The sequence below is a fragment of the Vibrio sp. 2033 genome, from assembly GCF_033339735.1.
The window spans coordinates 24,330-50,400 of record NZ_JAWOVC010000007.1 but is presented as its reverse complement, the minus strand read 5'-3'; the positions used below and the strand labels follow the sequence as shown (position 1 = coordinate 50,400).

The 26,071-nt window shown below is 44.8% G+C and carries 23 protein-coding genes and 2 tRNA genes; 12 read left to right on the top strand and 13 right to left on the bottom strand.

Translation table 11 applies throughout. From position 1 onward, the window contains the following. Nucleotides 1–126 precede the first annotated feature (126 nt). From R7P74_RS11540 to lolB, 6 genes are all read right to left on the bottom strand, one after another. A tRNA-Met gene (locus R7P74_RS11540) sits at nucleotides 127–203 on the bottom strand. 284 nt (nucleotides 204–487) lie between these two features. Beyond that, nucleotides 488–1,579 (bottom strand): redox-regulated ATPase YchF, encoded by a 1,092-nt coding sequence (ychF, locus tag R7P74_RS11535; RefSeq protein WP_005393178.1) that lies wholly within the window; start codon nucleotides 1,577–1,579, stop codon nucleotides 488–490. 10 nt (nucleotides 1,580–1,589) lie between these two features. Continuing rightward, nucleotides 1,590–2,180 (bottom strand): aminoacyl-tRNA hydrolase, encoded by a 591-nt coding sequence (gene pth, locus R7P74_RS11530; RefSeq protein ID WP_005384112.1) that lies wholly within the window; start codon nucleotides 2,178–2,180, stop codon nucleotides 1,590–1,592. A gap of 151 nt (nucleotides 2,181–2,331) precedes the next feature. Continuing rightward, the gene (locus R7P74_RS11525; RefSeq protein WP_005393176.1) at nucleotides 2,332–3,276 is read right to left on the bottom strand and encodes a ribose-phosphate pyrophosphokinase; all 945 of its coding nucleotides are present in this window, start codon (nucleotides 3,274–3,276) and stop codon (nucleotides 2,332–2,334) included. A 27-nt stretch (nucleotides 3,277–3,303) separates the two neighbouring features. Next, a complete protein-coding gene (gene ispE, locus R7P74_RS11520; protein ID WP_213869001.1) occupies nucleotides 3,304–4,176 on the bottom strand; it encodes a 4-(cytidine 5'-diphospho)-2-C-methyl-D-erythritol kinase in 873 nt (290 codons plus the stop codon). Next, nucleotides 4,173–4,811 carry a lipoprotein insertase outer membrane protein LolB gene (gene lolB, locus R7P74_RS11515; RefSeq protein WP_225473472.1) on the bottom strand — a complete coding sequence of 213 codons (639 nt, stop codon included), beginning with the start codon at nucleotides 4,809–4,811 and terminating at the stop codon, nucleotides 4,173–4,175. The genes ispE and lolB overlap by 4 nt, the downstream gene beginning before the upstream one ends. A gap of 134 nt (nucleotides 4,812–4,945) precedes the next feature. Between lolB and hemA the strand changes: the two genes are divergently transcribed. From hemA to ybaK, 8 genes are all read left to right on the top strand, one after another. After that, nucleotides 4,946–6,202 carry a glutamyl-tRNA reductase gene (gene hemA, locus R7P74_RS11510; RefSeq protein WP_005384104.1) on the top strand — a complete coding sequence of 419 codons (1,257 nt, stop codon included), beginning with the start codon at nucleotides 4,946–4,948 and terminating at the stop codon, nucleotides 6,200–6,202. 29 nt (nucleotides 6,203–6,231) lie between these two features. Next, nucleotides 6,232–7,320 (top strand): peptide chain release factor 1, encoded by a 1,089-nt coding sequence (gene prfA / locus R7P74_RS11505; protein WP_005382222.1) that lies wholly within the window; start codon nucleotides 6,232–6,234, stop codon nucleotides 7,318–7,320. A 3-nt stretch (nucleotides 7,321–7,323) separates the two neighbouring features. Then, a complete protein-coding gene (prmC, locus tag R7P74_RS11500) occupies nucleotides 7,324–8,178 on the top strand; it encodes a peptide chain release factor N(5)-glutamine methyltransferase (RefSeq protein WP_017634841.1) in 855 nt (284 codons plus the stop codon). Between the two features lie 40 nt (nucleotides 8,179–8,218). Then, nucleotides 8,219–8,602: a SirB2 family protein gene (locus R7P74_RS11495; protein WP_005382225.1), complete on the top strand. Its 384-nt coding sequence runs from the start codon at nucleotides 8,219–8,221 to the stop codon at nucleotides 8,600–8,602. A gap of 5 nt (nucleotides 8,603–8,607) precedes the next feature. Further along, nucleotides 8,608–9,417 carry a SirB1 family protein gene (locus tag R7P74_RS11490; protein ID WP_005384098.1) on the top strand — a complete coding sequence of 270 codons (810 nt, stop codon included), beginning with the start codon at nucleotides 8,608–8,610 and terminating at the stop codon, nucleotides 9,415–9,417. A gap of 53 nt (nucleotides 9,418–9,470) precedes the next feature. Beyond that, nucleotides 9,471–10,322 carry a 3-deoxy-8-phosphooctulonate synthase gene (gene kdsA, locus R7P74_RS11485; protein ID WP_005384095.1) on the top strand — a complete coding sequence of 284 codons (852 nt, stop codon included), beginning with the start codon at nucleotides 9,471–9,473 and terminating at the stop codon, nucleotides 10,320–10,322. A gap of 220 nt (nucleotides 10,323–10,542) precedes the next feature. Continuing rightward, nucleotides 10,543–12,225, top strand: coding sequence for a bifunctional UDP-sugar hydrolase/5'-nucleotidase UshA (gene ushA, locus R7P74_RS11480; protein ID WP_213901875.1), 1,683 nt, complete (start codon nucleotides 10,543–10,545; stop codon nucleotides 12,223–12,225). A 102-nt stretch (nucleotides 12,226–12,327) separates the two neighbouring features. Continuing rightward, nucleotides 12,328–12,801 carry a Cys-tRNA(Pro) deacylase gene (gene ybaK / locus R7P74_RS11475; protein WP_318122857.1) on the top strand — a complete coding sequence of 158 codons (474 nt, stop codon included), beginning with the start codon at nucleotides 12,328–12,330 and terminating at the stop codon, nucleotides 12,799–12,801. A gap of 64 nt (nucleotides 12,802–12,865) precedes the next feature. Here ybaK and rluF read toward each other — a convergent pair whose 3' ends face one another. The 3 genes from rluF to R7P74_RS11460 all read right to left on the bottom strand — a co-directional run bounded on the left by rluF (nucleotide 12,866) and on the right by R7P74_RS11460 (nucleotide 14,972). Continuing rightward, a complete protein-coding gene (rluF, locus tag R7P74_RS11470; RefSeq protein ID WP_064377052.1) occupies nucleotides 12,866–14,023 on the bottom strand; it encodes a 23S rRNA pseudouridine(2604) synthase RluF in 1,158 nt (385 codons plus the stop codon). Nucleotides 14,024–14,117: 94 nt separating this feature from the next. Then, on the bottom strand, nucleotides 14,118–14,699 hold the full coding sequence (gene smrA / locus R7P74_RS11465) for a DNA endonuclease SmrA (protein WP_005382233.1): 582 nt from the start codon (nucleotides 14,697–14,699) through the stop codon (nucleotides 14,118–14,120). 132 nt (nucleotides 14,700–14,831) lie between these two features. Continuing rightward, nucleotides 14,832–14,972, bottom strand: coding sequence for a DUF3149 domain-containing protein (locus R7P74_RS11460; protein WP_005382236.1), 141 nt, complete (start codon nucleotides 14,970–14,972; stop codon nucleotides 14,832–14,834). Between the two features lie 259 nt (nucleotides 14,973–15,231). On the opposite strand from R7P74_RS11460, the gene R7P74_RS11455 reads away from it, so the two are divergent. Then, a tRNA-Pro gene (locus tag R7P74_RS11455) sits at nucleotides 15,232–15,308 on the top strand. A gap of 186 nt (nucleotides 15,309–15,494) precedes the next feature. On the opposite strand, the gene R7P74_RS11450 is transcribed toward R7P74_RS11455, so the two are convergent. Beyond that, on the bottom strand, nucleotides 15,495–15,878 hold the full coding sequence (locus R7P74_RS11450) for a hypothetical protein (protein WP_005384085.1): 384 nt from the start codon (nucleotides 15,876–15,878) through the stop codon (nucleotides 15,495–15,497). Between the two features lie 137 nt (nucleotides 15,879–16,015). Continuing rightward, on the bottom strand, nucleotides 16,016–16,888 hold the full coding sequence (locus R7P74_RS11445; RefSeq protein ID WP_005382001.1) for a TraB/GumN family protein: 873 nt from the start codon (nucleotides 16,886–16,888) through the stop codon (nucleotides 16,016–16,018). A 494-nt stretch (nucleotides 16,889–17,382) separates the two neighbouring features. Between R7P74_RS11445 and R7P74_RS11440 the strand changes: the two genes are divergently transcribed. Next, nucleotides 17,383–20,034: a beta-N-acetylhexosaminidase gene (locus R7P74_RS11440; RefSeq protein ID WP_318122856.1), complete on the top strand. Its 2,652-nt coding sequence runs from the start codon at nucleotides 17,383–17,385 to the stop codon at nucleotides 20,032–20,034. Nucleotides 20,035–20,473: 439 nt separating this feature from the next. Continuing rightward, nucleotides 20,474–21,166 (top strand): oligogalacturonate-specific porin KdgM family protein, encoded by a 693-nt coding sequence (locus tag R7P74_RS11435; RefSeq protein ID WP_017819981.1) that lies wholly within the window; start codon nucleotides 20,474–20,476, stop codon nucleotides 21,164–21,166. A gap of 65 nt (nucleotides 21,167–21,231) precedes the next feature. Here R7P74_RS11435 and R7P74_RS11430 read toward each other — a convergent pair whose 3' ends face one another. Next, a complete protein-coding gene (locus R7P74_RS11430) occupies nucleotides 21,232–21,681 on the bottom strand; it encodes a DUF411 domain-containing protein (protein WP_005382005.1) in 450 nt (149 codons plus the stop codon). 21 nt (nucleotides 21,682–21,702) lie between these two features. Further along, nucleotides 21,703–24,399 (bottom strand): heavy metal translocating P-type ATPase, encoded by a 2,697-nt coding sequence (locus R7P74_RS11425; RefSeq protein ID WP_318122855.1) that lies wholly within the window; start codon nucleotides 24,397–24,399, stop codon nucleotides 21,703–21,705. Nucleotides 24,400–24,877: 478 nt separating this feature from the next. On the opposite strand from R7P74_RS11425, the gene chiP reads away from it, so the two are divergent. Beyond that, nucleotides 24,878–25,999, top strand: coding sequence for a chitoporin (chiP, locus tag R7P74_RS11420; protein ID WP_005382007.1), 1,122 nt, complete (start codon nucleotides 24,878–24,880; stop codon nucleotides 25,997–25,999). Nucleotides 26,000–26,071: the final 72 nt, after the last annotated feature.

The following is a 26,071-nucleotide window of genomic DNA, read 5'->3' as shown; positions in this document are numbered from 1 at the left end:
GAGACTTGAACTCTCACACCTTGCGGCGCCAGAACCTAAATCTGGTGCGTCTACCAATTCCGCCACTTCCGCAACTTATTCTGTAGTTATCAAGGTAATTGGTAAAAACCTAAATAACGTTGTTCATGGTGGCTACGACGGGATTCGAACCTGTGACCCCATCATTATGAGTGATGTGCTCTAACCAGCTGAGCTACGTAGCCAAAACCATATTTTTTGTTCTCAACGCTTTGTTGCCTTGTCGTTGGGAACGGCGCGCATTATGCGAAGTTGAGTGAGATCCGTCAACAGTTTTTTTTAATAAATTTCGGAAAAAACCTCGTTCGCTTCCTTTTTAAACAAAGAGGCGTGTTTATGATCTAAAACTGGAAATAAATTAGCTTGCAGTTGCGTAATTTATTTTTGTTCATTTACTTAAGGTATTAAAAAAGCCAGCTTAACAGCTGGCTTTTAGTGTAAATGAAGTGTTTAGAATTCATTCATTTAATTAAACATTGAAGCGGAAGTGTACAACATCGCCATCTTTTACGATGTAGTCTTTACCTTCTAGACGCCATTTACCTGCGTCTTTTGCGCCATTTTCACCATTGAATTGGATGAAATCGTCGTAACCAACTACTTCTGCACGAATAAAGCCTTTCTCGAAGTCAGTGTGGATCTTACCTGCCGCCTGAGGCGCAGTTGCACCAACAGGGATTGTCCAAGCACGTACTTCTTTAACACCTGCTGTGAAGTAGGTGTGTAGAGTCAGTAGTTCGTAACCAGAGCGAATTACACGGTTCAGGCCCGGCTCTTCGATCCCCATATCTGCTAGGAATTCTTCGCGATCTTCATCTTCTAGTTCAGATAGTTCAGATTCGATAGCTGCACATACAGGTACAACGACATTGTTTTCTTTTTCTGCGAACTCACGAACCGCATCTAGATATGGGTTATTTTCGAAGCCATCTTCGTTTACGTTTGCAATGTACATAGTTGGCTTCAGTGTTAGGAAGTTTAGGTAGCCGATTGCTGCTAACTCTTCTTTAGATAGCTCAACTGTGCGTGCCATGCCGCCTTCAGTTAGTACTGGTAACAGTTTTTCTAGTACGGTTAGTTCAAATTTTGCGTCTTTATCGCCGCCTTTTGCCTTCTTCGCGTTACGTTGAATCGCTCGCTCACAAGAATCAAGGTCAGCCATTGCAAGTTCAAGGTTGATCACTTCGATATCTTCGATAGGTGAAACTTTACCTGAAACGTGAACAATGTTTTCGTTTTCAAAACAGCGTACAACGTGGCCAATCGCGTCTGTTTCACGGATGTTAGCTAGGAATTTGTTACCTAAACCTTCACCACGTGATGCACCAGCAACAAGACCAGCGATGTCCACGAACTCCATCGTCGTTGGAAGAACTCTCTGTGGGTTAACGATCTTAGCTAGTGCGTCTAGACGTAGATCTGGCACAGGAACCACACCAGTGTTTGGTTCAATGGTACAGAACGGGAAGTTTGCTGCTTCGATACCCGCTTTAGTTAGTGCGTTGAACAGAGTTGATTTACCTACGTTAGGTAGACCAACGATGCCACATTTAAAACCCATGATAGTAACCTTATTCAGCTTTGAACGTGTGGAGGCGATTTTGTGCTTTAGATAGGCCATCCTTAATCAGGATATCTAGACAACGAACAGCCTCATCAGCTGCTGCATCTAAAAGCTCTTGCTCTTTAGCTGGCGCTTTACCTAATACAAAACCCGCCACTTTATCTTTGTGTCCCGGATGACCAATGCCAATACGAAGACGATAAAAATCTTTGTTATTGCCCAGTTTGCTAATGGTGTCACGCAGACCGTTGTGTCCACCGTGACCCCCACCTTTTTTAAACTTAGCGACACCTGGCGGTAAGTCTAGCTCGTCATGAGCAACCATGATCTCTTCAGGTTTAATTTGATAAAATTTCGCAAGCGCTGCGATCGATTTACCTGATAGATTCATGAAGGTGGTTGGGATAAGCAAACGGAGATCCTGGCCATTGACCATAATGCGTCCTGTTAGACCAAAAAACTTTGGTTCGTTCTTCAGTGTAACGTTGTGAACGCGTGCTAATTCTTCTACAACCCAAGCGCCCGCATTGTGACGAGTTCTGGCGTATTCTGGTCCTGGATTAGCAAGACCAACAAGAAGTTTGATTTGTTGACTCAAGGTTAGGATCTCTCTGGAATCTCAAAAAGCGCAGTATGATAGCACAGAAAACTCACGGTGGGCGACCAAGGGATTTTCTAGTTATCAGTACAAATAAAAAAACACCCCAAAGAGGGGTGCTTTTGAAATCAGTGTAACTGAAATGTTCGTATTAGTTGAACATTGCAGAGATTGACTCTTCGTTGCTGATACGACGAATCGCTTCAGCCAGCATGCGAGATAGGCTTAGTGTTGTCACTTTACCTGTTGCAGCCATCTCTTTAGACAGAGAGATAGAGTCAGTCACGATAACTTGGTCAAGAACTGAGTTCTTGATGTTATCCGCAGCGTTGCCTGAGAATACTGCGTGAGTAGCGTAAGCGAATACACGCTTAGCACCGCGCTCTTTTAGTGCTTCAGCTGCTTTACATAGTGTGCCACCTGTGTCGATCATGTCATCAACGATCACACAGTCACGACCTTCAACATCACCGATTAGGTTCATTACTTCAGAAACGTTTGCACGTGGACGACGCTTATCTACGATTGCGATGTCGATGTCGCCTAGTGCTTTTGCTGTTGCACGAGCACGAACAACGCCACCTAGGTCAGGAGATACCACTACAGGGTTATCTAGACCGCGAGCCTGCATATCTTCAAGTAGCACTGGCGTGCCGAAGATGTTGTCTACAGGTACATCGAAGAAGCCTTGAATTTGCTCTGCGTGTAGGTCGATAGTTAGAACGCGGTCAACACCAACGTTAGATAGGAAATCAGCAACAACTTTTGCAGTAATTGGCACACGCGCAGAACGTACACGACGGTCTTGGCGAGCGTAGCCGAAGTAAGGGATAACTGCAGTGATACGGCCTGCTGAAGCACGGCGCATTGCATCAATCATAACAACCAATTCCATTAGGTTGTCGTTAGTCGGTGCACAAGTGGATTGAATGATGAAAACATCGCTACCACGAACATTCTCATTGATTTGAACTGCAACTTCGCCATCAGAAAAGCGAGAAACAGATGCATCACCAAGAGAGATGTAAAGACGATCAGCAATACGTTGGGCTAGTTCAGGTGTTGCGTTACCAGCAAATAGCTTCATATCAGGCACGGTGGAAACCTCGGGTTTGCGTCCAGTTTAAATAGGTCGGTGTGAGGCTGATTGGTATTCAGCCAAAGTCTCTTTTAATGGCGAAATATTGCGCCCTTGAGCGACAAATGCCGAGACTTTATCAGAGAGTTGTGCAAGGATAGTTTCTGCTTCAGATTTGCTCGAAAATTCAGCAAAAACGCAAGATCCTGTCCCCGTCAATCTTGACGGCGCGTATTGTAGCAGCCAAGAAAGTTGCTTATCAACCTCTGGGTAGAGCATTCGTACAATTTTTTCGCAATCGTTTACGCTTGGCGTATTTAAAAGTGTTTCTAGATCTCGTTTTGGGGTGTTTCGCGTCAGATCTGGATGACAAAAAACGTCGACGGTTGCGATAGATACATTCGGTCTGACGACTAAATACCATTTTTCTTCGGGATAAGCAGGAGAGAGTTTTTCACCAACACCTTCAGCAAAAGCTGCAAATCCGCGCACAAATACGGGCACGTCTGCGCCTAGTTTTAAACCTATTTCAGCCAGTTCGTCGTCAGTTAGATTCAGTTGCCATAAGTAATTCAGTGCCACTAATGCTGTAGCTGCATTCGATGAGCCCCCACCAATGCCTCCACCCATAGGCAGCACTTTCTGTAGCTCAATATGCGCGCCAAAAGGGCAGTTTGAGTAAGTTTGAAGCGCGGTTGCTGCTTTCCAAATTAAATTGTCTTGAAGAGGCACACCTTCTATCTCTGGAGAAATCGTAATATCACCAGAATGGTTCGCTTGAATGGTGAGCTCATCGCCGTGATCGACGAATTGGAATAACGTTTGTAACTCGTGGTAGCCATTCTCTGTACGGCCGTTGATATATAGAAAGAGATTCAATTTCGCTGGTGATGGCCAGCGTGTTGAAAGTTCAATCATTGGGTGATGTTCCATTTTGTGATCACTAGATTTATTTTGACATCAGCTGTGGTGAGTTTCAGCTTATTTGGCAGAGGGAGAGACTGTTCATGCCATTGAACGTCGCCATATCGTTGATATGCAATGCTCCAATCATTTAAACCAATTTGTTTGTTTAACGCTTGCAGTGTATTGGTTGGAGACAGTTGGAATTTGTCGGCATCGGTCGGTAGACCTAATAGCCAGTCAGGCATGTGATCGACGGGCATCATCAACCCTGTAAGACGGTAAATCAGCTGGTTAGCACTGCGAGAAGAAAGGACCTGATCGTCGTAAGTTTCTACTGTGGCGCCTTGTGGGGTGATGGTGAGCTTTAATGCCGTTTGTCCGAGAATCGTTGTTAAACGCAACTGGCTTAGTGCTGAAGAATGTTTCCAGTAGAAGTTTAAATTTTGTCTTTGGTCTGGGCCAATATAACCAAGTTTCCCCGTTGCTTGAAAATCTTGGATGGTTTCGAGTCGATGCTCATGAGCTTGCCATTCAACGCTGGTAACACTTTCAGGAACGGACGAACAACCAGCGAGCAGTAAGCTCGACAAGAAAAAAAGAATAAAGGAGCGTAACGTCATGTTTGATGGCTTATTAATCAGTTTCATCGGGAATCGCTCACAACTATAGCATTGAAAAGTCGCACTTAGGAAAACAAATCCGGCTTACCCTTTCAATAAATGCGTGCTTACAGTAAAATTCTGGACCTATTTTATAACCTATCCCAGAGATACCACGTTAGATGTCCTTGCTTGCTATTGGAATTAATCACAATACAGCGTCTGTCGACTTGCGAGAGAAGGTGGCGTTTGGTCCGGATAAACTCGGCCCTGCACTCGAGCAACTTAGAGAGCACGAAGCAGTTAACGGCAGTGTGATTGTTTCAACCTGTAACCGAACTGAGTTGTACTGCGATGTTAAGCAAGGAGCGCGAAACAAGTTGATCGATTGGCTTGCTCAATTTCATCAAGTGAGCCGCGAAGATTTAATGCCGAGTTTGTATGTTCATGAAGAGCAAGCAGCAATAAAGCATTTGATGCGCGTATCGTGCGGTCTTGACTCTCTGGTGTTGGGTGAGCCTCAAATTTTGGGGCAGGTAAAGCAAGCATTTTCTGACTCGCGAGATCATCAAGCCGTCGATGCCTCGATTGATAAACTGTTTCAAAAGACGTTCTCAGTCGCCAAACGGGTAAGAACAGAGACAGATATTGGTGGTAATGCCGTGTCCGTGGCTTATGCGGCATGTACACTGGCAAAACATATTTTTGAGTCGTTATCAGATTCAACCGTGCTTTTGGTTGGTGCGGGTGAGACGATTGAATTGGTCGCGAAGCATTTAGCGTCCAACGGTTGCACAAAAATGATTGTCGCGAACCGCACTAAAGAGCGCGCGCAAGGCTTAGCGGACCAATTTGGCGCAGAAGTGATCAGTTTGAACGAAATTCCTGAACATTTGGCGAAAGCGGATATTGTGATTAGCTCAACGGCGAGCCCATTGCCTATTATTGGCAAAGGTATGGTCGAAACGGCTCTAAAGCAGCGCCGGCATCAACCTATCTTGTTGGTCGATATTGCGGTGCCGCGAGATGTAGAGTCGGAAGTCGGTGAACTGAACGACGCATATCTGTATTCTGTTGATGACTTGCAATCTATCATCGACAGCAACATTGAGCAGCGTAAAGTCGAAGCGATTCAAGCTGAAGCGATTGTTAGTGAAGAAAGCGCTGCATTTATGACATGGTTGCGTTCACTGCAAGCCGTCGATAGTATTCGCGACTATCGCAAATCAGCCAACGAAATTCGTGAAGAGTTACTGAGCAAAAGTTTGCAATCTTTAGCGGCAGGCGCAGATCCGGAGAAAGTGCTGCGCGAGCTGAGTAATAAACTCACCAACAAACTGATTCACGCTCCAACTCGCGCATTGCAAAGTGCAGCAGAGCAAGGCGAACCAGCAAAATTAACGATTATCCGCCAAACACTTGGCTTGGATGATCTATAACTCACGCTTTTTATTAAGAAAACGACACTATGAAAGCCTCTATTCTGACTAAGCTAGAAACGCTAGTAGAACGTTACGAAGAAGTTCAACATCTTCTTGGTGATCCTGATGTAATTGGAAATCAGGACAAATTCCGTGCTCTATCAAGAGAGTACTCTCAGCTAGAAGAAGTAACCAAGTGCTTCCAAGCTTATCAACAAGCACAAGAAGATCTTGTCGCCGCTGAAGAGATGGCAAACGAAGACGACGAAGAAATGCGTGAAATGGCGCAAGAAGAAATCAAAGAAGCGAAAGCGACGATTGAGCGTCTTACTGATGAGTTACAGATTCTTCTTCTGCCAAAAGATCCGAACGATGATCGTAACTGTTTCCTAGAAATTCGTGCAGGTGCGGGTGGCGACGAAGCGGGTATCTTCGCGGGTGATCTATTCCGTATGTATAGCAAGTACGCAGAAAAGCGTGGTTGGCGTATCGAAGTGATGTCTTCTAACGAAGCAGAGCACGGTGGTTACAAAGAGATGATCGCGAAAGTAAGCGGCGACGGTGCATACGGCGTGTTGAAGTTTGAGTCAGGCGGTCACCGTGTACAGCGTGTTCCAGCAACAGAGTCTCAAGGTCGTGTGCATACTTCTGCTTGTACAGTAGCAGTAATGGCGGAAATCCCTGAAGCGGATCTGCCAGAAATCAAAGCAGCAGACCTGAAAATCGATACGTTCCGTGCATCTGGCGCGGGTGGTCAGCACGTTAACACCACGGATTCTGCAATCCGTATTACCCACTTACCAACGGGTACGGTAGTTGAGTGTCAGGATGAGCGTTCACAGCACAAGAACAAAGCGAAAGCAATGGCGGTTCTTGCTGCTCGTATCGTTCAAGCGGAAGAAGAGCGTCGTGCCGCAGAAGTGTCTGATACACGTCGTAACCTTCTAGGTTCTGGTGACCGTAGTGACCGTATTCGTACATACAACTACCCACAAGGTCGTGTGTCTGATCACCGTATCAACCTGACCATCTATCGTTTGAACGAAGTGATGGAAGGTGACCTACAGAGCTTGATTGATCCTGTGATTCAAGAGCACCAAGCAGACCAACTTGCGGCGCTCGCAGAGAACGGCTAATCGATGAGCCAAGTTCAATCGATTGAGCAAGCACTGAAAAGTGCGACGGCGAAACTGGCAGAAGGCGGCAAAGAGTCGCCTTCTCTCGATGCAGCTGTACTCCTTTGCCATGTCCTTGGCAAACCACGAACTTACCTGCTGACCTGGCCAGAAAAAGCGTTAGAAGCAGAGCAAAAATCTCAGTTTGACGCTCTACTTGAACGACGTTTAACTGGTGAACCCGTCGCTTATATTATTGGTGAGCGAGAGTTTTGGTCTTTACCGTTCAAAGTTTCTCCCTCTACCTTGATCCCAAGACCGGATACAGAACGTTTGGTCGAGGTTGCACTCGATAAGACCTACGAGCAAACTGGGCCTATTTTAGATCTTGGAACGGGGACGGGGGCAATTGCTATCGCACTCGCATCTGAAATGCCAAAACGTCAAGTGATGGGCGTAGATCTCAAACAAGAAGCGAAAGCACTTGCAGAGTACAATGCTGAGCAGCTAAACATCAAAAATGTGACCTTTGCTCAAGGCAGTTGGTTTGAGCCTATTACAGAAGGTACGAAGTTTGCTTTAATTGTCTCCAACCCGCCATATATTGATGAAAAAGATCCACATTTATCCCAAGGTGATGTGCGCTTTGAGCCAAAATCTGCATTAGTTGCTAAAGAGAATGGCTTAGCTGATATTCGTCATATCTCGGATCTTGCTCGTCAGTATCTTGAAGTGGGCGGTTGGCTGGCATTTGAACATGGTTATGATCAAGGTGAGGCGGTGCGTGAGATAATGCGTGGCTTTGGTTACCAACAGGTCGCTACGGAAAAAGATTATGGCGGTAACGATCGAGTAACGCTTGGTTGTCTGGCCAGTTAATCATGGAAGTCAGCAAACACTAACTAAAAAGAGAAGAAAAATGTACGTAGCTCTAAAACACATACACTTAGTGACGATCGCTCTCAGCGCGACGCTACTATCGATCCGATTCGTGTTAATGATGATGAACTCACCGAAGCGAAATAATCGCTTTTTGAAAGTGTTTCCCCACATCGTTGATACTGCATTGCTAGTGTCAGGTATCGCGCTTATTTTCATTACGGGTTTCATCCCGTTTACCGATGCCGCACCGTGGTTAACAAACAAAATCACCTGCGTACTGGCGTACATTGCGCTTGGATTCTTCTCATTGAAACTTGCGAAAAACAACCTACTGAAGATATTTGGCTTTTTCGGCGCATTAGGTTGGTTGGTCATGGCTGCAAACATTGCTGTGTCTAAGAGCCCTACGTTATTTGGATAGACGTCATGTTAGAGTTTTTTGACGAAGATTTTGACAATATACCGTTGGTGGAAGGTGCGCTTGAGCTAAACAAAGCGATTAACCCAGAAACCAAAGTACATTGGGCGAAACAAGAGTTAGAGCGTCTTTACAAAGATGCAGAAGCCACGCTTGTTCATGAAACCGATGAAGAGCAACGATTTGATGCATTCCTACGACTGTTTTTCCACGAGTGGGGATTCAAAGGCGACGAGCAGGAATACTTTATTTCGGACAACAGCTTCATCGATAAAGTGTTGGAGCGCAGAAAAGGTATTCCTGTGAGCTTAGGTTCGATTTTGTTATACCTAGGCAAAAAGCTGGGGTTCCCGTTGAAGGGAGTTACTTTCCCTACTCAGTTCCTGTTAAAAGTCGACTGGATGCATAAGAAGCCAGACTACATCAACCCATTTAATGGTGAGTATGTAGGTGAAAGGATTCTTCAAGCTTGGCTTATTGGCCAAGAAGGACCGCTAGCTCAGCTAAAGCCTGAACATTTTGAGGAAGCTGACAACCCAACAATTATTGGTCGCTGGTTGGCGTTGATTAAAAGTGCGATGTTGCGTGAAGAGCATTATACGCTGGCATTACGTTGTACAAATCTTGCTCTAACATTTGTGCCAGATGACCCATACGAAATTCGTGACCGTGGTTTTATTTTCCAACAGCTAGAGTGCCCTCAAGTAGCGGTATCAGATTTTCAGTACTTTATTGACCAATGCCCTGACGATCCGGCTTCCGAGCTACTAAAATCACAAGTTAATGTGATGAGTGAAACGCACGTCACACTTCACTAATTTTATCGATGTGCCGAACGGTGGCGTATCGTGGACAGAAAAAGAGAATCAAAATGGAACAGAAAATCGTTAATATCGGCGACATTCAGGTTGCTAACGACAAGCCATTCACCCTATTTGCAGGTATGAACGTTCTTGAGTCTCGTGATCTTGCGATGCAGATCTGTGAGCACTACGTAAAAGTAACGGAAAAACTTGGTATTCCTTACGTATTTAAGGCGTCGTTTGACAAAGCAAACCGCAGTTCTGTTCATTCATACCGTGGTCCAGGTCTGGAAGAAGGTATGAAAATCTTTCAGGAGCTGAAAGACACTTTTGGTGTAAAGATCATCACGGACGTTCACACTGAAGCGCAAGCTCAACCTGTCGCTGACGTGGTAGACGTTATTCAGCTTCCTGCATTCCTAGCTCGTCAAACTGACCTTGTTGAAGCTATGGCCAAAACAGGTGCGGTTATCAACGTGAAGAAACCTCAATTTATGAGCCCAGGTCAAGTGGGTAACATCGTTGAGAAGTTCGCAGAATGCGGTAACGACAAGATCATCCTATGTGAGCGCGGTTCTTGCCACGGTTACGATAACCTAGTTGTAGATATGCTTGGTTTTGGTGTGATGAAAAATGCTTCAAAAGGTAGTCCAATCATCTTTGACGTAACGCACTCACTACAAATGCGTGACCCATCAGGCGCAGCATCTGGCGGCCGTCGTGAGCAGACAGTTGAGCTTGCAAAAGCGGGTCTAGCGACAGGCATCGCAGGTCTATTTATCGAAGCGCACCCAAACCCAGACCAAGCGCGTTGTGATGGCCCATCTGCACTGCCTCTAGACAAGTTAGAGCCATTCTTAGCACAAATGAAATCGCTTGATGATCTAATCAAGAGCTTTGCAGATATCGATATCAAGTAAACGCCAGATGACTGGTGGTAACAAATACTATAGCCAACCGAGTGTTGGCTATTTTTTTATCTGAAAAACTGTAAATTCTCAAACTTGTTACTGATGAATTTGTTATTGCTAAACAATGCATCATAATTATTAAATCAATGTGTTAGGGTGCACGTGGTTTTCAAATAGATCGAATGCTTAAAATGTGCGTCAGTAATCCCAATAAGAAAAAGGTAAATAAATGAATCAGCGTCTGATGATCAAAACTGTTTTGAGTGCCGCTATCTTGGCCTCGTTAGCTGGGTGTGCTACGCAACCTGCACCAGAATGGAATGCCGATACAACCTATAAATTGACCGTGTTGCACACTAACGATCATCATGGTCGCTTTTGGCAAAATCGATACGGTGAATATGGCATGGCGGCGCGTAAAACGTTAATCGATGATTTGCGCGAAGAAATACAGGATGAGGGGGGCAGCGTGTTACTGCTTTCTGGTGGTGACATCAACACAGGAGTACCTGAGTCTGATTTACAAGATGCCGAGCCGGATTTTAAAGGCATGAGCAAAATTGGTTACGATGCGATGGCTCTAGGTAATCATGAGTTTGATAATCCATTGGACGTGCTATTCAAGCAGCAAGAGTGGGCAAACTTTCCGATGTTGTCTGCCAATATTTACGATAAAAATACTGGCAAGCGTTTATTCCAACCATACGCGATGTTTAACAAGCAGGGCATTAAAATTGCGGTCATTGGTCTTACAACCGAAGACACAGCGAAACTTGGCAACCCTGAATTCATTGAACAAATTGACTTCCGTGACCCAAAAGAAGAAGCCAAGAAGTTGATTGCAGAACTGAAAGAGACAGAGTATCCAGATCTGATTTTTGCTGTCACGCATATGGGACACTATGAAAATGGTAATAGAGGCATCAATGCTCCTGGCGATGTGGCGTTAGCTCGTTATTTGAATGACGGCGATCTCGACATGATCGTTGGAGGACACTCACAAGAACCTGTGTGCATGGAAGGTCCAAACGTTATCAAAAAGAACTTTAAACCAGGTGATGAATGTCAGCCCGATAAACAAAATGGTACCTTTATTGTTCAGGCACATGAGTGGGGGAAATATGTGGGACGCGCCGATTACGAGTTTCGTAATGGCGAACTCTCGATGGTGAGCTACGATCTAATCCCTGTAAACTTGAAAAAGAAAATTAAAGTTGATGGTCAGTCGCAACGAGTCTTGATCCAAGATGAGATTAAACAAGACGAAATGATGCTTGAGTTTCTTCGTCCTTATCAAGAAAAAGGTCAGGGCAAGCTAAACGTGAAGATTGCAGAATCTAACGGTAAGCTTGAGGGTGACCGCAATGTGGTTCGTTACCAGCAAACAAACTTAGGTCGATTAATTGCAACGGCTCACATGGAACGTGCGAAAGCAGATTTTGCTGTAATGAATTCTGGTGGTGTTCGAGATTCGATTGCTGCGGGTGATATTACTTATAAAGACGTGCTCACTGTTCAGCCATTTGGCAATATGGTTTCTTACGTTGATATGACGGGTAAAGAGGTATTAGATTATCTAAATGTCGTTGCAACTAAGCCTGTTGACTCTGGTGCTTATGCACAGTTTGCCGGCATTGCGATGAGTATCAATAATGGTGAGGTAACCAATGTGTTTATTGGTAATAAGCAACTTCGCTTAGATGGTAATTACCGCTTTACCGTACCAAGCTATAATGCTGCTGGTGGAGATGGTTACCCTAAAATCGACGATCATCCAGGGTATGTAAATACAGGTTTTACCGATGCTGAGGTTCTGAAGGATTATTTAGAAACACACAGCCCTATTGATGTTAATGAGTATGCCCCTTCAGGTGAAATCACGTATTTAGTTGATACGGCGATTGATCAGTAACCCAACAGAGAAAAAGCGATTGACTCAAACTCGCTGATATCATTAACTAAAAGCGCAGATCCAATTCAGTCTGCGCTTTTTGTTTTTATGAGGAGAATCTTGATGACTCCGGCCATTAATCTTGCGAAAAAGAAAAAAATTCCACACACGATTCATCAGTATGAGCATGACCCTAGAGCCGATAGTTATGGTTTAGAAGCTGCTGAAGCGCTAGGACAGGATCCGAAAACAGTATTTAAAACCTTGTTGTTCTGCTTGAACGGGGAGCCAAAGAACCTTGCGGTTGCGATTATCCCTGTTGATCAAAAGCTGAACCTAAAACTGGCGGCGAAAGCAGCGAAGGGCAAAAAGGCCGATATGGCTGATCCGGAAATCGCGCAAAAGACCACAGGTTATGTCGTTGGTGGAATTAGCCCACTAGGGCAGAAGAAAGCCTTACCTACTTTTTTGCACGAAAGCGCAGTAGAGCAAGACACAATCTGTGTGAGTGCTGGTAAACGTGGTTTAGAAATTGAGTTAGCCCCGAGAGATTTGCTGAGCTTAACTCGCGGTCAGTTTGCACCTCTTTGTTTGTAAACTCATGACAAATAAAAAGGACGCTCATGAGCGTCCTTTTTTGATCTTGCCTGTCAGTGAAGCGTTACTTCTTCAGACTCAATGTACCACCAGTGCGTTTAGCTGGTTTACTTGGTTTCGCGGCATTTGGGTTCATGTAATGCTGCTTAGGCTTACTCGGTGATTGAGGCTTGTTTGCTGAATGCGTATTGCTCGATGCATCTGGTTTACGGTGTGATTTACCATGCTCGCCTTGCGGTCTGCTGCGTTCACCTTGTGGTTTCGCTTTGTAATGTTCTTTAGCTGGACGTCCGCCTTCATCATCACGCTGACGACGCTTTTGTTGACCTTTTTTCGAGTTTGGTGCATGACGGAATTCATCAGCATTGTTACCACGGAAAGTTCGTGTCTTCTGGTTACGACGAGCAGTAGAATCTTGGTTTTCTTCACGGCTATCAAACAGCTTCGCGTCGGTCGCTTTACGAATGTTGCGACCTCTAGAGTCTGTTTTTGATGCTTCTTCTGTACCTACCGAGCCTTCACACATTGCTAGGATCTCTGCCACTTCTTCGTCACTTAGATAACGCCATTTCCCATTGGGAATACCATCAAGAGAGATATTCATGATGCGTACGCGACGCAGCTTGAATACTTCATAGCCCAGCGCTTCACACATGCGACGGATCTGACGGTTAAGTCCTTGAGTGAGCACAATACGGAAAGAGAATTTAGTTTCTTTCGTTACCTTACAAGGTAGGGTGACTGTGTCGAGAATCTTAACGCCACTCGACATCTGTTTGAGAAACTCGCCTGTAATTGGCTTGTCCACGCGTACGACGTACTCTTTTTCGTGGCTGTTGCCTGCGCGAAGGATTTTGTTCACGATGTCGCCATCGTTGGTCAAAAAGATCAGACCATCAGAGGGTTTGTCTAAGCGGCCGATCGGAAAGATACGTTTTTGGTGGCCGATGAAATCAACGATGTTTCCAGGGACGTCTCTCTCAGTTGTACAGGTGATGCCTGTTGGTTTATTGAGAGCGATATAAATCGGCTTCTCTTTTGCTGCCACTGGCTTACCATCCACACAAACATCATCACCAGGTAGCACTTTTGTCCCCATTTCAGGTTTGTTGCCATTAATGGTGACACGGCCTTGCTCAATCAGTCTGTCTGCTTCACGGCGTGAGCAAAACCCCGTTTCACTGATGAATTTATTTAATCGTTTAGCGTTGTCTTGTGACATTTTTGTCTCCTAACGTTTCACAACGGCGAATGAAGCTCCCTTCCTTTAAGGGGAAGGACGAATAAGGGCGGGCATTCTAGCATTAGGGTGAAATTTAGCCTAACCGTTTTTGGTGACGTTCGCGGGTTTCTAATTTCTTTTCCGCACTTTTTCTAAGTAGGACGTAAACGGCTCCAGTTCCACCGTGAAAGCGTTGCGCACTATGGACGCATTGGACTTCCTTTATTTGTCGTAGCCAACTGCTAACAAAGCTTTTCATCATTGCAGGTGGATTTGAGCGTTCTCCTCGACCATGGACGATAACGACCGTTCTAATGTCCATTGATAGGCATTGCTTTAAAAACGTCACGACTTCATCACGTGCTTCTTTCAATGTTTTACGGTGCAAATCCAAGCGAGCTTGGATTGGATACTTACCAAGGCGAAGTTTGCGGTAAACCCCGTCCTGTACACCATCACGTTTGAACTCAACAAAGTCCTCTGGCTTGAGCATTTCAGCGTGATCAAGTGATAGGTATTCTGGGTCATCTTCCGTTAACCAGATTGCTGCTTCGCGTTTTGCGAGCTGTGCTTCTGTTACTTGGTGTACTTTTTTGTGTTCGGTGGTGTCTTGAGTGATTGGCTTTACATCGCCCATCATCTGTTGAAATAGATCAAAATCGTCGTCGTGAGACATAGCAGTAATCTCATTAAGAACAGGGAAGAATAATAGGATTATATCAATGAGTGGTGCATTGAGATCAAATAAAAAACCGGAGTAGGCAAGTAACCGACTCCGGTGCAAAGCGTTTCTAGAGCTAAGCGAGATCTAGTGAGGAGATTTGTCGTTCATGATCTTGTATATGAAGAAACCGCCGTAAAATAACATCAGACCAATTGCTCCAAAAATTACTATCATTGACGATAGACCCACTGCATTACCAAATAGGAGATCAAGCCAAAAGTCCATACGTTTCCTCCAAGATGTTCCCGACAGGAATAAACTAAATGGCGGTGTCTTGTTGCACACTGATCTGGATCAATTATGTTGCTAAGGTTAATAAACTGTATTTTGTTGTGAGTTATCAGTCACATTTTACGTGCTAGTGTTCAGTTATTCATCAAACGAATTAAGACCTAAGGTTTTTTTGTAAAAAGCACTTGCGCCACAGTTCAGAATCCGTAATATACGCATTCGTTGACGGGGACAATTCCTCAGTTAAACATCTCGGTGAATAGCGCAGCTTGGTAGCGCATCTGGTTTGGGACCAGAGGGTCGGGGGTTCGAATCCCTCTTCACCGACCACTTTTAGAAAGCCTGCTCAATGAGCAGGCTTTCGTCGTTTTTAGCGCTAGTAATTTTAGACTTCAATAGTATCGAATCAAATTGGGGTTCGCCTGATGTTCGAATATGGCACTTCACCGACACGTATTGAGAGGAAGGCTCTACAGAAATGTAGGGCCTTTTCATTTTTTAGAGCGAGTAAATTTATTACTTGATGTCACACGAGATAGTATTGATAGGAGTTTCAGAAGTAGTGAAACAGACATAAGCGGTCTTTGGGTGATTTGGACCAATCTTGACGTAACCCGCTTTTAAATCGTCTTCATCAAACGTTACTGAGTGAGATTTGCTTGTATTTCCATCATAGTAAACCGCTTCAAAGCCTTGGTTCATCATATGTGCAACGCGATTTCGAGTGTGGGCTGTTGAAAACGTGATGTTCGCGCAACGCATCATTGGTTTTTCGGTAATAAGAAATTGACCACTCTCTTTATCTAAAACACCGCCTTTTACTTCCGGAGTTATATCAATAGCTTGAAAAGCTTCTACGTTGCATGGCGGTTTAGCATAAGACAGCGAAGAAGTGAGCATAATTCCAATCGTGTATAGGAATAAATATTTAAATTTCATATGAGTTGTTTTGTATCCACTTAGCTTAACGGCGTTTTATAAGAAAGTTTGAATGAATTTTAAATAATTGTATTTAAATGGCATTTTTCAAACAATCACTAGATATCACAATTTGCTTGGCGCGTCTTACCCAGTGGTTTGATGTTAAACCCCCGATTTTTAAGCAGTTCAATCAGGTTATCTTTACCTACTAAATGCAAGCCACCAACAACAACGGTGTAGCGACCCGATTGTTGAGGTAGAACACTGCCAGTGTCGAGTTTTTTAGCCCAATCTCGATTACGCTCGTATAAAAAGGCTTGGTTAAACTCTTCTGTTGTATGATCGGTCAAAGAGGCTTCGACCAACATGCTACCATCACCGCTCTTCCAACTCTCTATCAAGCATTGAACCAACTCTTCTCCGCCATCATATTCTTCAATTGACGAGAGAAGTATCTCTTTACCGCCTTCTGATTGACCTGCGATTAAATCGATTTGGAATTGCACGGACTCCAGTGGAATGACCGGGATTTGCTTTTTATCAGCGAGTCCTATTAAGTGCATGTCGACCCCTTTATCAGAGACATACCCCAGTTTGTTGACTAAAGCGAGTTGGATGGTGAATGCAGCCATCCAAGGTGGGGAATTTAGGAGTTGAGTTTCTGGCAAACCTAAATCTTGGGCAATTTCAATTAAGTGGCGACGTTGAGCTCTGTCTAAAACATCTTTAGAAAGAATGGTTGTTTGTGGGTAAACCAAGCCTTCAGAATTCCTGACGTCTGCTTCAATAATCAACCCTGCGCTTTGGCTTAAGTGCTGGATGACCGTTCTAGGGAGTGGGTACATCGTTTTATCCCCCACATGTACCGAGCCAATAATCATAAGTTCGGTTTCCCCTTTTTTCGCTAACCAATGCTGTGGCTCTGCATAAGAGGAAAAAGGAGTCAAAGTAACAAGTAGAGATGATATGAGCGTCAAGAGACGAAACATAGAGTGGCCCTCAGATAAGATACCTTTAAACTTTATACGCAAAATAGCGTGAGGTTAAGTGCAATTTCTCCAGTGGTGTATTCGACAAAATCGTCATTTCTAAAAATATTGACGAGTTTTGACGACGAATAAATGAGAGTCACTTCACGAAAGGTAAATAGGTAATTCGCTTACTAATGGTTCACAAAATAATTAGGCGTGATCCAAATCTTACAAAATCAGTCGTAACTCATGAATATAAGTGACCTAGATCGCAGCAAACTCGTCAAAACAAGTTGTTCGATTTTGACGTGTATTGTAACTCCATGAAAATTAGGTTTTTATTGTTTTTGCTGAGTGTCATTTTTTGAACTGGATCACTTCCTATTTCTATTTATTTTACGCTTAGAAATAACAGGTTGTATGTTGAATGTAACGGTTAGGTACCTCGCATTTGAGGGGCCGAGATTTTTATCATTGTCGTTTTGAACCACTGACTTTTTTGGGGAAGTAAGATGTTTAAACCTAGTCTGATTGCTGTTTCTGTTATCACTACATTAGCAGGTTGCTCTGCGCTGAAAAGCTCTGAACAACAAGTTGTAAATTCGTTGGCTAATAATCTTGATATTCAATACCAAGTGTTGACTAACCACGGTGCAAACGAAGGTCTTGCTTGTCAGGACTTAGGGGCTGAGTGGGCGTCTTGTAACAAGGTAAACATGACGCTGGTTAACCAAGGTGAAGCGGTTGACTCAAAAGATTGGGCTATTTACTTCCACAGCATTCGTCTGATTCTGGATGTTGAAAACGAACAGTTCAAAATCTCTCGCGTAACGGGTGATCTACACAAACTAGAACCAACAGATAAGTTTGATGGGTTTGCTGCGGGTGAAGAGGTTGTGCTTCCTCTTGTTGCTGAATACTGGCAGCTATTTGAAACTGACTTCATGCCAGGCGCTTTCGTTGCTGCACCAAATGCAGAGCCTAAGATGATCGCTTCTCTTAACACAGAAGACGTTGCATCTTTCGTGACTGGCCTTGAGGGTAACAACCTAAAACGTACGCCAGATGACAACAACGTATTTGCAAACGCTGTGTCTCGTTTCGAGAAGAACGAAGACCTAGCAAAACAAGACGTATCAACCACGTTACTACCAACGCCACTGTCTGTTGAAGCAGGTAACGGTACGGTAGATATCGCGGCCGGTATTGCGCTGCCTAAAGACGCATTCGATGCGACTCAATTCGCAGCAATTCAAGATCGTGCAGAAGTGGTAGGTGTGGATGTTCGTGGTGATCTTCCTGTAAGCATCACTGTTGTTCCTGCAGACTTCACCGGTGAATTGGCAAAATCTGGTGCTTACGAAATGAGCATCAAAGGCGACGGTATTGCGATTAAAGCGTTTGACCAAGCAGGTGCTTTCTACGCAGTACAATCTATCTTTGGCCTGGTAGATAGCCAAAATGCTGATTCTCTACCACAACTGTCTATTAAAGATGCGCCGCGTTTTGATTACCGTGGTGTGATGGTGGACGTGGCTCGTAACTTCCACTCTAAAGACGCAATCCTTGCAACGCTTGACCAAATGGCAGCGTACAAGATGAACAAACTACACCTTCACCTAACGGATGATGAAGGCTGGCGTTTAGAAATCCCGGGTCTGCCTGAGCTGACTGAAGTGGGTGCTAACCGTTGTTTCGATTTGGAAGAGAAAAGCTGTTTACTGCCTCAGCTTGGCTCAGGTGCAACGACAGACAACTTTGGTTCTGGCTTCTTCAGCAAAGCAGACTACGTGGACATCTTGAAGTACGCGAAAGCGCGTAACATCGAAGTGATTCCTGAAATCGATATGCCAGCGCACGCTCGTGCAGCAGTGGTATCAATGGAAGCACGTTACGACCGCCTAATGGAAGAAGGTAAAGAAGCAGAAGCGAACGAGTTCCGCCTGATGGATCCTCAAGATACATCGAACGTAACGACGGTTCAGTTCTACAACAAGCAAAGCTTCATCAATCCATGTATGGAATCTTCAACTCGCTTTGTTGATAAAGTGATTTCAGAAGTAGCAGCAATGCACCAAGAAGCGGGCACGCCGCTAACAACATGGCACTTCGGTGGTGACGAAGCGAAGAACATCAAGCTAGGCGCTGGTCTGCAAGACATCAACGCAGAAGACAAAGTAAGCTGGAAGGGTAACATTGATTTGTCTAAGCAAGACAAGCCATTCGCACAGTCACCACAATGTCAGACGCTAATTGCAGACGGTACGGTAAGCGATTTTGCTCATCTACCAAGCCACTTTGCAGAAGAAGTGTCGAAGATGGTGGCAGAGAAAGGCATTCCAAACTTCCAAGCTTGGCAAGATGGCCTTAAGTACAGTGAAGGTGAGAAAGCGTTCGCAACAGAAAACACGCGTGTTAACTTCTGGGACGTTCTTTACTGGGGTGGCACATCATCAGTGTACGAATGGTCTAAGAAAGGTTACGACGTTATCGTTTCTAACCCAGACTACGTATACATGGACATGCCGTACGAAGTTGACCCGAAAGAGCGTGGTTACTACTGGGCGACGCGTGCAACAGATACTCGTAAGATGTTTGGTTTTGCACCAGAGAACATGCCTCAGAACGCAGAAACCTCTGTAGACCGCGATGGTAACGGCTTCACTGGTAAAGGTGAAATCGAAGCGAAACCTTTCTATGGTCTATCAGCACAGCTGTGGTCTGAGACAGTACGTAACGACGAGCAATACGAGTACATGGTATTCCCTCGCGTACTAGCAGCCGCTGAGCGTGCATGGCACCGTGCTGATTGGGAAAACGACTACAAAGTGGGTGTTGAATACTCGCAAAACTCTAACCTAGTAGACAAAGCCGCGCTAAACCAAGACTACAACCGCTTTGCGAACGTACTTGGCCAACGTGAACTGGCTAAGCTAGAAAAATCAGGTATCGACTACCGCCTGCCTGTACCAGGTGCGAAAGTAGAAGATGGCAAGCTAGCAATGAACGTTCAGTTCCCAGGGGTGAAGCTTCAATACTCTCTAGACGGCAAGAACTGGCTAACTTACGCAGATAATGCTCGTCCAAATGTGAAAGGTGAAGTGTTTATCCGTTCCGTGTCAGCAACCGGTGAGAAAGCAAGTCGAGTGACCAGCGTGAAATAACTCAATTCTTGTAAGTTAATTTTTTGGCAAAGCCTCAACATCATGTTGGGGCTTTCTTTATTTTTTGAGGAAATTAAGCGTGATCGATGTCTAATTATTTTTCATTGATAAATAAGTTTTGGGTTGTAATGGTCAAGGTTATTGTGAACTGGATCGACTTAATCTGCTAAATGTCAATAAATTATCTGTTTACGATCACACTTCTATTTTTTGAATAATTTTATAAAAATACGATAAGTGCCTGTATTTTCCATGTTTTTATCAGGGTTGTTGAGCTTCGGTTTGAACAAGATCACTTTTTAAAATGTTTTATTTTCCATCGCGAATTAATTGAAACAATATTGCGAACGCCAAGGAGGCACATTCCAAAGTTTGCGATAAAAGGGAAGAGATGCCCTCTAAAACTATCGCATAACGTGAATAAATAAAGGCAGTAATTATGAAAAATATTTTTGCACTGAGTGCTCTTTCTCTCGCTTTCGCTTCTAATGCTTTTGCTGGTTCTTCTTACGTAACAGGTAATGTTCAATTCCACGATGATGGTCGAATTCATGGTTCGGACGTTACGTCTACACTGGAAGCTGGTCATACTTTTGATAACCAATTCGGCGGCTTTACGGTTTATACCGAATTTGATGGTATTCAGTTGGGTAAACTGGAAACAGAAAACGGTGGCGCAGGTAACACAACACCAGCAATCACTGTGGGTGGTGAGCAGTCATTTAATATTACCGATCATTTATGGGTTGCCGCTGGTTACCAACACCTGTTCTCTGCTGGCGAGAATGTACAGTACCGTCCACTGGTTAAGATCGGTTACAACTTCGATAACGGCATCTCCTTAAGTAACCGTACTCGTGCGCACATTGATGCGACAGACGCAGATGCGGATACAGATTACCGCATGGACAACCGCATCGGTTACGTGATGAATGAGGATGTGACGCTAAGCTACAACAACGTCTACATGATTGAAGCGGAAACCATGGACCACGAGCTTCGTGCAACGTGGACTCGTAAAGGTGTTCAACCTTACTTTGAGTTCCGTAGTCAAGCACACGGTGCAGAAAACGCGAGTGGTGACAGCCTAGTGAATAACGCTTTTGTATTTGGTGCCTCTTACGGCTTCTAATTTTATATTTGTCTTAACTGTCCATTTAGAAAAAGCCCAGCGGTTTATCTCGCTGGGCTTTGTTTTTATTGGTCGTTGCCTTCGTGGTGGCTATATTCGAACACTTGGCCTTTTTCGTTAAAGGCGTAAACGGTGTAGCTGTCTTTTTTGTCGCCATATTCCATACCAGGGGAGCCCATTGGCATGCCCGGTACTGATAGGCCTTTTGCGTTACGTGGTGGATTTTTCAAAAACGCTTTAATGTCTTCGGCTGGAATGTGACCTTCAAACAGATAGCCGTTGATCTCTGCCGTGTGGCAAGAGTAAAGCTGTTCATTCTTGATGCCTAGATCGCGTTTGATGGCGTTCATGTCATCGTGCAATTTTTCTTCGACCGTAAAGCCGTTCTCTTCCATGTGTTTTGTCCATTCTCCACAACAGCCACAGTATGGTGATTTATGGTTAATGACATCGGCTGCCAATACGTTGGCGGACACGGTCGCAAGCATTGCAAAGGTCAATAGTTTCAACTTCATAATACCCTCAAAAAGAAGTGGTTATTTTACTGAAAACAGTCGTAGTCGATTTGCATTACTAACGACAGTAATTGAAGACAGTGCCATTGCCGCTCCTGCGACAACAGGACTGAGCAAAAATCCAAACGCTGGGTAAAGCACGCCAGCGGCAACTGGAATACCCAACGAGTTGTAAACAAAGGCACCAAATAGGTTTTGCTTCATGTTTTTAAGTGTAGCGCGAGAGAGTTCAATCGCATGTACTACCGCCATTGGTGACGTGTTCAGGATGGTCATTTGCGAACTTTCAATGGCGACATCACTGCCGCTACCCATGGCAATACCTAGGTTGGATAACGCGAGAGCAGGGGCGTCGTTAATGCCATCCCCCACCATTGCCACGACATGTCCTTGAGATTGAAGTTGCTCAATGTGCTGAGCTTTCTCATCTGGCATTACTTGGGCAATCACTTCATCAATACCAAGTTCTTGGCCGATAGCATTGGCAACGTGTTGGTTATCGCCCGTCAGCATTACCGTTTTGATGCCTTGCGATTTTAATGCAGAGAGCGCTTGCTTCGCATCTGATTTGATCGGGTCGGCAATGGCGATCAGACCGATCAGTTCGCCGTTCAATGCCACAGCTACCGGAGTCCACGCATTTTTTGCGCATTCATCGATGGCGGGTTTTAGTGCGCTGGTCTCGACGTTCTCTGCTTGCATAAATTGAAGCGAACCAATGAGCAGCGGTTTATCTTGATACGTCGCCCAAATGCCGCGCCCGCGAACGTTCTCAAACTTGTCTAATGAGACACCCTTTGCGTCGTGTCGTTTGGCGTAATCACATACCGCTTTTGCCAGTGGGTGCTCAGACTGACGCTCTGCCGCATACGCTAAAGCCAATAGATCTTCTTGGCTGGTGGCGTGAGTAAACACTTGCTGAACGCTAGGTTTACCTTGGGTAAGCGTGCCAGTTTTGTCGAATACAACCGTGTCGACTTTGCTTGCCAATTGAAGGGCGTCGGCGTCTTTGATCAGAATGCCGAGCTCTGCGGCTTTACCCACTCCCACCGTGACAGAAAGTGGGGTTGCTAAGCCTAGAGCGCAAGGGCAGGCGATGATCAGGACGGTTGTGGTGACCACCAGCATATAACTCGCTTTTGGCTCTGGGCCAACGGCAAACCAAACGAGCGCGGCCAGTATTGCTATGCCAACAACGACAGGGACAAACACCGATGAAATCTGGTCTGCCAGTTTCGCGATGGCTGGCTTACTGCTTTGCGCTGTGCGCACCATGCGGATGATACGAGCCAGCATGGTATTTGCGCCAATGCCCGTTGCCTCAATGACTAATCCACCATCGGTATTTAATGTCCCAGCAGACACTTGAGCCTCTTGCGCTTTTAACACTGGTACTGGTTCACCAGTGAGCATCGACTCATCAATGTATGATTCACCTTGAATCACAACACCATCAACAGGCACTTTCTCGCCTGGTTTGATACGCAGTTTCATGCCTAGCGTGATTTGCTCAACCGTTATTTGTTGATCGCCTTGTTCCGTGATTACCGTAGCTTGCTGAGGTTGCAGGTTAATCAGAGCTTGCAATGAGCGTGTTGTGTTTGCTTTGGCTTTTGCTTCTATATAGTGCCCAAGAGAAATTAAGCCGATGATCATTGCACTCGCTTCAAAGTACACGTGGCGTGAAGCAAGAGGGAACCAGTCTGGGAAAATCACCACAAGCATCGAATAGAACCACGCTGCGCCAGTACCGAGCGCGACTAACGTGTCCATGGTGGCGCGCTTGTGAGTAGCTGCTAACCAAGCGTTACTGAAGAAGTGTTTCCCTGCTGTGGCAAGAAGGAGTAAACATACGATACCGATCGCGCCCCAAGCTAATTGGTCGTTGGTGTTGCGAATCATCATATTGCCGCCAGCAACGCCCCAAATCATTAAAGGGGCACCGACGACAAGGCCAGCAATAGCATCCAGTTTAAAGCGTTTTTGTTGCTGACGTTGTTGCTGTGCTTGCTTTTCTTGCTGGGTTGCGGCGTCTTGTAGGATCTCTGCTTGGTAACCGGCTTGTTTTACCGATTCAACAATTGCGTTAAGGAGGTCATCAGAGTCTTGGCTTGCGAATACTAGTGCGCTTTGTTCTGCAAGGTTGACTTGTGCCTTCTCAACGCCTTCTACGTTAGTAAGTGCTTTCTCTACTGAAGATACGCAACTCGCACACGTCATGCCTTGAATCAGCATTTGCAATTGAATACTCGCTGGTGGCACCTGCGTATCTTTAATATTGCTTTGCTTTTCTACCTGTTCAGTCTCTGGTGAGCTTTCGTTCTCTACTTCAACAGAATCAAGGTTGGCGGTATAGCCGAGTGTTGCTATTAAGTCGATCACTTGTTGCTCGGAGAGGAGGGTACGAATCTCTAAGTGCGTTGTTGAAGCCTCAAAAGAAATAACGTCTTGATTAGATTCTAATAAAGATGAAAGTTTTTTGACGCAACCGCCACAGCTTAAGCCTGAAAGGTTTAGCTCGTAGTGATTTCCTGCTTGGTAACCAAGAGATTCAATCGACGAGACGAGCTCTTTAAGAGAAGACTCGGTTTTGACCTCTACTTGCGTCGGGGACAAATTGAGGATCTCCACATCGTGATTCGCATGTAAAGCATTCTCAACTTTTCTCGCACAGCCCATGCAGTTGAGCCCTGATAAAGGTATAACTAACTGATACATAATCTGCACCTCAATAGTAGTGATGCTATGAGCTTAAACCTTCCTGTAAGGGTAAGGTCAATACCCATTTGCTACTCACAACAATTTCGTCAAAATCTCTCGAATCCCACAAGTGCACGGTCATTTTACTTGCGAGTGATCTCAAGGTTTTTTCTCTTTGAATATAAAGTTCCGTTAAAACACCTAAAAGATGAATGAAGTCGCTCACGTTTTTTAGATGCTCTCAATGTCAGTTCAGTGTCAAAACGTACTTTTAACGTTTTTTATTTTTTATATTTGATGTTAAACAATTGTTTTTTATTGATTTATTTTATTTTTGATTTTCTCATTTTGAAGTCGCTCAGATTGCTGTAGAGAAAGTTTTTTAGTGCGAAAAAAGTTTGTCATATTTGCCCCGTCCAAACACTGTTTCAAGTTCCTGCCATGTCCTAGTTAGTGAATTTGAAAATGGAAAAAACTAAAAATATAGGGGTTTATAATGTCTTACCTAAAGAAAAGCCTACTTGCCACGGCAATTACCGGCATGATGTTCAGTGGTGCTGCATTTGCTGATGGTGCAAACAGTGACGCAGCAAAAGAGTTTCTAACCAAGGATTCATTTTCTTATGAAGTTTACGGGATCATCGCGATGCAGGCCGCGTACCGCGATTACGATTCTGGCAGCAAAGCAACGGACGATGATTTGGGTGGCATGCAGCTAAACAACGAATCTCGTATTGGTTTCCGTGGTAAAAAACAATTTGCTAACTTCGACCCTACTTTTATTTGGCAAATCGAAGGCGGTTATGTAGACCCTAGCTTTGGTGGCGAGGGCGCAGGTCTTGGTGAACGTGACACATTCGTCGGTTTTGAAAGTGCATCTTGGGGGCAAATTCGCCTGGGTCGCGTTTTGACACCTATGTACGAATTGGTTGACTGGCCAGCATCTAACCCTGGCCTGGGCGATGTATACGACTGGGGTGGTGCTATTGGTGGCGCCAAGTACCAAGACCGTCAATCAAACACTATCCGCTGGGACTCTCCAATGTTTGCTGACAAATTCTCCCTAGATATCGCAGCTGGTGCAGGTGATAAAGCAGGTCTAGGTGAAGGGGATGACTACTGGGGTGGTATCGCAGCACACTACAAAATTGGTCCTATCCAGTTAGATGCGGCATATGAAGGTAACCGTAATATCAAGATGGAAAGCCAAACGTGGGAAAACAACACGTACTTGGTAGGGGCACAAGGCTGGTTTGATAACGGGATCTCTTTCTTTGCGCAATACAAATACATGGAAGCGGACGCAAGCAATGGTGTGAGTGAAAAGCAAGATGCAATGTCTGCCGCCATCATGTACACCACGGGTGATTGGCAATACAAACTGGCTTACGCCGCTAACTTTGATCTAGAGCGTGATGGTAAGAAAATTAACGATACAGCGGACGATGTGTTATCAGCACAAGTTATGTATTTCGTAGACCCATCGGCAGTGCTGTACGTACGTGCTCGTACTCTAGACTTTGGCGACGGTGCGTCTCAATTAGATAAACCAACAGAAGCACGTTGGAAGTCTGCTGACTACGACGAGTTCTCTGTAGGTGTTGAATACTACTTCTAACTAAAGAAGCAGCTAAAAGGGCGGAAACGCCCTTTTATCTTGATACTTATTCAAATAAGCCTTTGAAATGAC